The sequence below is a fragment of the Kitasatospora sp. NPDC058190 genome (assembly GCF_042883685.1).
In the GTDB taxonomy this organism is placed as follows: Bacteria; Actinomycetota; Actinomycetes; order Streptomycetales; family Streptomycetaceae; genus Kitasatospora.
The window spans coordinates 22,054-28,551 of record NZ_JBHVVI010000110.1 but is presented as its reverse complement, the minus strand read 5'-3'; the positions used below and the strand labels follow the sequence as shown (position 1 = coordinate 28,551).

Sequence of the window (6,498 nt, the reverse complement as noted above, 5' to 3'; positions counted from 1 at the left end):
CTGACGCACCTGACGTGACGCCGAACCCAGAGCGCCCCACCGCGGTCCGACCGCGGTGGGGCGCTCTGCTGGGTGTTCGACGCGGGGTGCTCGACGCCGGGTGCGCGACGCCGTGCGCTCCGGTCAGCCGCCCACGCGCAGGTAGTGGCCCCAGTAGCCCTGCCAGGCCCCGTAGTGCTCGGCCAGCTTCTGGAACTCCGCCTCGTCGACGGGCCGGCCGTAGACCCGCTGGACCGCCCGGCTCATCTCCTTGTCGAGCACGATCCGCTCCATCCGGCCGAGCCCGCGGATCAGCAGGAAGGACGCCGACCACTCGCCGATCCCGGGCAGCTTCAGCAGCCGCTCGCGGACCTCCTGGTACGGGCCGGTGCGCAGGAAGTGCTCGTCCAGCTCGGCCCAGAGCCGCACCGAGCGGTGCAGGTAGCTCGCCTTGCGCTGGTTGCCGATCAGGGCGACCAGCTCGGCCTCCTCGAAGCGGGCCAGCTGGTCGACGTCCGGGAAGGCCCAGAGCCGCTCACCGCCCACGTCGATCCGGTTGCCGACCGCCTCGACCAGGGCCCGCTTCATCTGGCGGGCCACCGGCATCGGCACCCGCTGGCACAGGATCGCCCAGCAGAGCAGCTCGAACGGCGAGGGGAACTTGACCTGGTGGTAGCCGTGCAGCCGCTCCACCACCCGCGCGAAGGGCTCGTCCTGCCGGGCCAGCCGGTAGAACCCGGCCAGGTCGTCGGAGAGCCCCAGGTAGAAGTCGATCCGGTCGGTGACCGCCGCCACCGCCTCGGCGGTGATCGGCTGCTCCGCGGCGAGCCGGGCGTCCAGACCGGACGCCCCGGGCGCCGCCGTGAGGCGCACGCCCAGGGTCGCCCCGGCCTCCCGGACGGCCAGCGTGAGCGCCGCCTGCGCGGTGCCCTGCTGGCCGGCCATCGCCGGGAAGGAGCCGATGAAGCCGAGGGAGGCCCGGAAGTCGAACGGCTCCCGGGCGGGCAGCCGGATGTCCGTCAGGTGCAGGGCCGCCGCTTCCGTGGCCATGGCTCAGTCCTCCTTGCGGTTGCTGGGCAGTCCGGGCGCGAGCGGCTGGCCCCACTCGTCGGAGAGCGCGTACAGCACGGCGAGCGCCGCGTTGCGCGGGACGGGGGCGAAGAACTCGGAGTCGGCCTTCTCCACCGCGTACATCGCCTTCTCCAGCAGCGCGGCCCCGGCCTCGGTGACCTGCACCCGCTTGGCGCGGGTGTCGACCAGGTCCGGGATCCGCTCGACCAGGCCCTTGCTCTCCAGGGTGCGCAGCACCTGGCTGGTCATCATCGGGTCGGTGCCGGAGTGGTCGGCCAGGTGGCGCTGGGTGGGCGGGCCCTCCTGGGCACCGAGCCAGCCGGCGCCGGCCAGCAGCACGAACTGCACGTGCGTCAGGTCGTGCGGCTTGAGGGCCGCGGCGATGGACCGCTGCCAGGAGAGGGTGACGCGCCAGAGCAGGAAGCCCGGGCTCTCGGCCGGCTTGGCGGGCCGCTCGAAGTCGGCCTCCGGCTGGTTCTGCACTGCGGACTGGTTCATGGCGGTGCTCACTTTCCCTCCGTGACAGGGGTCTGCTCGGTGGTCTGCATGTACTGGATCCCCCACATGGGTGGGCCCCTCCTCCATTTACTATGCGCGTTTACTATATCGGATACGAGCATCCCGGGCGACCCGGCGGACGGGTCAGATCAGGGCCAGTTCCATCGCCCTGGCCACCGCCATGCCCCGGCTGTTCACCCCCAACTTGACGTTGATGTTGGCCAGATGGCGGGCCGCGGTGTGCTCCGAGATCCCCAGGATCCGGGCGATCGCCCGGTTGGAGAGCCCGTCCCGGGCCCGGCCGATCACCGCCAGCTCACGGTCGGTCAACAGCCCCCGACCGGGGTTGGCGAACGCCACGAGCTCGGCCAGCACCGTCTCCGGGTCGGTGAAGTACGGCAGCGAGGCCCCGCCCGGCAGGGTCCGGCTCACCGCCTCCGGAAGCGCCTCCACCATCCGGCGGGCGACCGCCGCCGGACACAGGTAGCTGTCCTCCCGGCGCAGCAGCAGCGTGGGAACGGCCACCTCGGCCAGTTCCGACCACGCGTTCAGCGCGCAGGAGTCCAGGAACAGCGCGGCGGCGGCCTCCGGCTGGGCGCACATCCGCTGGTAGTCGGCGTACCAGCGAACCTCCTCCGGCCTGGTCCCCGGCAGCAGCAGCTCGGCCACCAGCCGGGAGCCGAGGTGCCAGTCCGCCCGGACCAGCCGCTCCACCGCGCCGGGCAGATCGTCCGCCAGCCCGTCCGGGTGGTCGCGGTCCGCGGTGAAGGACGGCGCGGTGCCGAACAGCACCAGCCGGCTCACCCGGTCCGCGTACCGGGCGGCGAACAGCATGGCCAGCGGACCGGCCAGGCCGCTCGCCAGCACGATCACCCGCTCCTCCGCGCACGCGTCCACCACCGCCGCCAGATCGGCGAGTTGACGCTCCCGGGAGAAGTCCGGCTCCTCCTCGGCGGACATCCCCACCCCGGGCGGGTCGTAGCGGATCACCCGGAAGGACTCGGCCAGCGAGCGGTGGAAGTCGCCCACCGGCCCGACCGACCAGTCCACCGACAGGTGCGAGACCCAACCGGGCAGCACCAGCAGCGCCGGGCCCTCGCCGCCGGCCGTCCACGAGATGTGCCGCCCGCCGTCGACCAGGCGGCGGCGGACCAGCGGTGCTTCCCCGCCTCTTGCTCCGGTCGGCCTGCTCATCCCTCGCTCTTCCCCCTTGCTCCAGCAGCCACGTTCCGTTGCTGTGCTGTTCGCAGCGTAAGGAAGCCCGGGGCCCGCAGGCTCGAGCCGAACTAGACGCCGACAGGACCAGACCACGGCCCCGGCGAAGTACGCAGGTCGGGGCGGAACGCCCCGGCCGCCCTGCACAGTTCTGGGGATGGAGCACCCGTCGGCCGCCCCGCACACTGAGGTCCGGAAGGCAGGGGGAACGGAAGGCCGAGGATGACGATGACCGTCGAGGAGACCATCTGGACGTCCGTGGTGCACGGCGCCGTGCACGGCGCGACCGTGACCGACCTCGGCGGCCGCCACCCCATGTCCGTCTCCGCCTGCGGCTTCACCGCGGCGGACGCCCGGCGCGGCGCGCTCGCCCGCTACCACGCGGCGCGCGCCCTGCAGGAGGCCGCCAACGGCCCGACGGCCGTCGGGCCGGGCCCGGTCCGGGCGCTGCGGCCCGCGGACTTCGTCCCCGGCGCCGCGGAGCCCGTCGCCGCCCCGCCGCTGCCCGCGCTCTCCGGCGTCGGCGCGGTCAGCGGGCTGCGCTACCTGGTACCGGCCCGGATCTTCTTCTCCGCCCCCGTCCCCGCCGCCGTGCGCGAGCCCGTCCTGGACGGCGCCGCCGCACCCGGCCCGGCGCTCTCCGAGGTGCTCGCGCTGGACGTCGCGGCCCGCTGGTGGCGCCACCCGCACACCCGGCTGGCCGACGCCACCGTGCTGCTGGCCGACCGGCTGCCCGAGGAGGTCCGCCGGGCGCTGCCCGCGCAGGGGCTGACGGCGGAGGCGTTCCTGTGGACCTCGGCCGGCTTCGCGCTCGGCATGGTCGTGATGCACCGCGGCGACGGCGACGCGGCGAGCTTCGGGGTGAGCGGCCGGGCGACTCCCGGCGCCGCCCTGGAGGACGCCTTCCTCAAGGCGATGGCCGCCCGGTTGGGCCGCCCGCCGGGACCCGGCTCCGGCGGGCGAACGGTACGACCCGGTGCGCACCGCGCCCGGCGCACCCGCTTCGCGCCGCCGACCGGCCCGAGCGGCACTCGGGCGCTGACGGCCTGGCACCAGGGCTCCGAGCAGCTCGCGCTGCTGCGCCGTCATGCCGTCGGGCGGCTGCCCGTCGGGCCCTGGCCCTGCGTCGACTGGGTGGAGCTGGCGCACCGGCGGTTCGGCCACGAGCCGGTGCTGGTCACCCTGCCGACCGCGGACGGCGGGCACACCGTCCAGGCCGCGTGTCCCGGGGCCGAGGTCTACCGCGCCTCGGCCGTCTCGGTGCCGAGCTTCCCGTTCTGAGCCTTCGGTGCTTGTGAGCTCCACGTGCCCCGGCGTCCGTGCGCCGGGCCTTCGTCACACCGCCAGCAGGTCGAGCAGCCGCCCCAGCGCACCGCGGTCCGCGGCGGCCAGGCCGGCCAGCAGATCCTCGTCCACCTGCCGCTCCAGCGCGGCGAGTTCGGCGGCGAGCCGGACGCCCGGCTCGGTCAGTTCGATCCGGTAGGCGCGCCGGTCGGCCGGGTTGCGCCGGCGGACCACCCAGCCCTGCGCCTCCAGCTGGTCGATCAGCCCGACCATGCTGGTCCGGTCGATCCCGAGCTGTTCGCCGAGGGCCTGCTGGGCGCTGGGGCCCTGGGCCGCCAGGGTGGCCAGCACGGCGTGGTCCTTGGGCCGCACGCCGCGGCCCGCGAGCGCCCCGGCCAGCCGGTCGGAGAACCGGTCGGCCGCCTGGCGCAGCAGCCGGCCGGTACCGGGCTCGGGCCGCCGGGCCGTGGCGGTGTCCGCGGTCTCAGGCATGGACCGTCACCTCCTCGAGCAGATTGTCATGCGCGATGATAGTCAGCTCTAGAGATGGTTTTCCAGACCCCCGGCACGAATCGCCGGGCCGGTTGTCCTCGGGCTCGGACGGCACCCGGGCAGCGGGCAGCGCCACCAGCGCGGCCGCCAGCCCGGCGCCGTGGGCCAGCGCCACCGGGACGCGCAGCCCGTCCACCGTCCGCAGCACCGGCGCGCCCGCCCCGGTACGGCCCCAGCGGGTCCCCCCGGCCGTCCGACCGGCGCCCGCGCACAGCGCCTCCCAGGCCCGCCGTCCGGCCAGCCGGGCGGCCGCCGAGTGGGCCCGCTGCCGCTCCCGGCGCGGCAGGCCGCCCGGGACGGCCACCAGGGCGGCGCTCAGCCGCGGCGGCGGGCGGTGGCCGAGGCCCGGGGCGGCGACCACCGCCGCCAGCACCGAACCCCCGACCTCCCGCACCGCGCCGCGCAACACCCGGGGAAAGCCCGGCGGGTGACGGCCGCCCGCGATCCGGACCACCCGGGCCCCGCCACCGGGCGGCGCCACCTCGATCCCGCGCCAGCCGATCCCGTCGAAACCCGTCCCGAGCGCCTTGAGCACGGCCTCCTTGAGCGCCCACACCTCGGCGAGCGCACGCGGGTCGGCCGCGGTGGCGGCGAGCTCTCGCTCGGTGAACGCCACCGCGGCCACCTGCGGGGTGCGCCGCAGCCGTACCGCCCAGTCCCCGACGTCCGAGACGTCGACCCCCAAGCGGACCACCACGGCTCAGTCCGCCTCTCGCCCGTCCGGCTCTGCGGCGCGCCGGGCGGGACCGGCGGGGTCCGCGGGGGCCTGCCCGGTCGGGCCGACCATCGCGACCACCCTGGTCCAGCCGGCGCCCGCGCCCGCCACGGCGACCGGGAAGCAGGTCACCATGAAGCCGGTGGGCCCGGGCAGTTCCTCCAGCCGGTTGAGCTTCTCCAGCTGCAGGTACTCGCTGATCCGCCCGTAGATGTGGGCGGGCCACAGGACCTCGCGGTCACCGGTGCGGTGGTACTCCTCGACCATCGCGGCCATCGGGCGGTCGAGCCCCCAGGCGTCGATGCCGATCACCTTGACCCCGCGCTCCACCAGGAAGGCGGTGCCCTTCCCGGAGAGGCCGGCGTACTCGGTGAGGTACTCCGCGGTGCCCCAGTGCTTCGAGGCGCCGGTCCAGAGCAACACGATGTCGCCCGGGGCCAGTTCGTGCTCGGCCTCGTCCAGCGCGGCGATCAGCTGGTCCACCGTGATCGCGCTGCCGACCGGCACATGGCGGACGTCCAGGCGCACGCCCGGCCCGTAGCACCACTCCAGGGGGACCTGGTCGATGCTCTTCGCGGGCGCGCCGCCGGACTCCGGCCCGTAGTGCAGGGGCGCGTCCATGTGCGTCCCGGTGTGGGTGGTCAGCGTGACGGTCTCGCTGGAGACCGCCATGCCGTCCGGGAATGCGTCCGGACCGAGTCCGAGCACGACGGCGCCGGTCTCGTGGTCGAGGACCTCGACCTCGACCGGGGTCGCCTCGCTCGGGGTGTCCTGGACGATGACGCTCAGGTCGATCAGCCGGAGCCCGGGCACCGCGGGCGGTGGGCCCTCGTGCTCTGTCATCACGCCTCCTCTCTTCGCCTGTCGAAGGTCTCGCCCACCGCGCGGGCGGGCGAGCCGCGGTTCAGATCCGGCCGTCCAGGAACTCGACCAGCTGGGCGACCGTACGGACGTTCTTCAGCGCCTTGCCGTCGGGGGCCTGGCCGCCCACCAACGAGGCGACGGTCTCGACCAGCTCGGCGGAGTCGATGTCCAGGTCGGCGCGCAGCTGCGCCTCCGGGACGATCTCCTCGGCCTCGATGCCGAGTTCGACCAGCACGGCCTTGAGCCGGTCGAAGGTGGACAGGGTCTGGGTACTCATCTCGGGTTCTCCCTCGACTGGTTGTGTTCGGTGTGTCTCTGAC

General features: G+C 74.7%; 8 protein-coding genes. 1 reads left to right on the top strand and 7 read right to left on the bottom strand.

Annotated elements, in window-relative coordinates; genetic code table 11:
• Positions 1 to 123: 123 nt before the first annotated feature.
• The 3 genes from ACFVWU_RS35550 to ACFVWU_RS35540 all read right to left on the bottom strand — a co-directional run bounded on the left by ACFVWU_RS35550 (position 124) and on the right by ACFVWU_RS35540 (position 2,742).
• On the bottom strand, positions 124 to 1,029 hold the full coding sequence (locus ACFVWU_RS35550; RefSeq protein WP_387628595.1) for a DNA-3-methyladenine glycosylase family protein: 906 nt from the start codon (positions 1,027 to 1,029) through the stop codon (positions 124 to 126).
• A 3-nt stretch (positions 1,030 to 1,032) separates the two neighbouring features.
• The gene (locus ACFVWU_RS35545; protein ID WP_387628592.1) at positions 1,033 to 1,548 is read right to left on the bottom strand and encodes a MarR family winged helix-turn-helix transcriptional regulator; all 516 of its coding nucleotides are present in this window, start codon (positions 1,546 to 1,548) and stop codon (positions 1,033 to 1,035) included.
• A gap of 144 nt (positions 1,549 to 1,692) precedes the next feature.
• Entirely contained in the window at positions 1,693 to 2,742 is a 1,050-nt protein-coding gene (locus ACFVWU_RS35540; protein ID WP_387628590.1) for an alpha/beta fold hydrolase, read from the bottom strand.
• Positions 2,743 to 2,985: 243 nt separating this feature from the next.
• Here ACFVWU_RS35540 and ACFVWU_RS35535 point away from each other — a divergent pair, with 243 nt between their 5' ends.
• Complete coding sequence (locus tag ACFVWU_RS35535) at positions 2,986 to 4,044, top strand: hypothetical protein (protein WP_387628587.1); 1,059 nt, start codon at positions 2,986 to 2,988, stop codon at positions 4,042 to 4,044.
• Between the two features lie 54 nt (positions 4,045 to 4,098).
• Here the strand turns inward: ACFVWU_RS35535 and ACFVWU_RS35530 are convergent, their stop codons facing one another.
• The 4 genes from ACFVWU_RS35530 to ACFVWU_RS35515 all read right to left on the bottom strand — a co-directional run bounded on the left by ACFVWU_RS35530 (position 4,099) and on the right by ACFVWU_RS35515 (position 6,455).
• Positions 4,099 to 4,539, bottom strand: a complete 441-nt coding sequence (locus tag ACFVWU_RS35530; RefSeq protein ID WP_387628584.1) for a MarR family winged helix-turn-helix transcriptional regulator — start codon at positions 4,537 to 4,539, stop codon at positions 4,099 to 4,101.
• A complete protein-coding gene (locus ACFVWU_RS35525) occupies positions 4,532 to 5,296 on the bottom strand; it encodes a 4'-phosphopantetheinyl transferase superfamily protein (RefSeq protein WP_387628583.1) in 765 nt (254 codons plus the stop codon). Before ACFVWU_RS35525 ends, ACFVWU_RS35530 begins: the two co-directional genes overlap by 8 nt.
• 3 nt (positions 5,297 to 5,299) lie before the next feature.
• Entirely contained in the window at positions 5,300 to 6,157 is an 858-nt protein-coding gene (locus ACFVWU_RS35520) for a cyclase family protein (RefSeq protein ID WP_387628582.1), read from the bottom strand.
• A 61-nt stretch (positions 6,158 to 6,218) separates the two neighbouring features.
• Entirely contained in the window at positions 6,219 to 6,455 is a 237-nt protein-coding gene (locus ACFVWU_RS35515; protein ID WP_350743348.1) for a phosphopantetheine-binding protein, read from the bottom strand.
• Positions 6,456 to 6,498 lie beyond the last annotated feature (43 nt).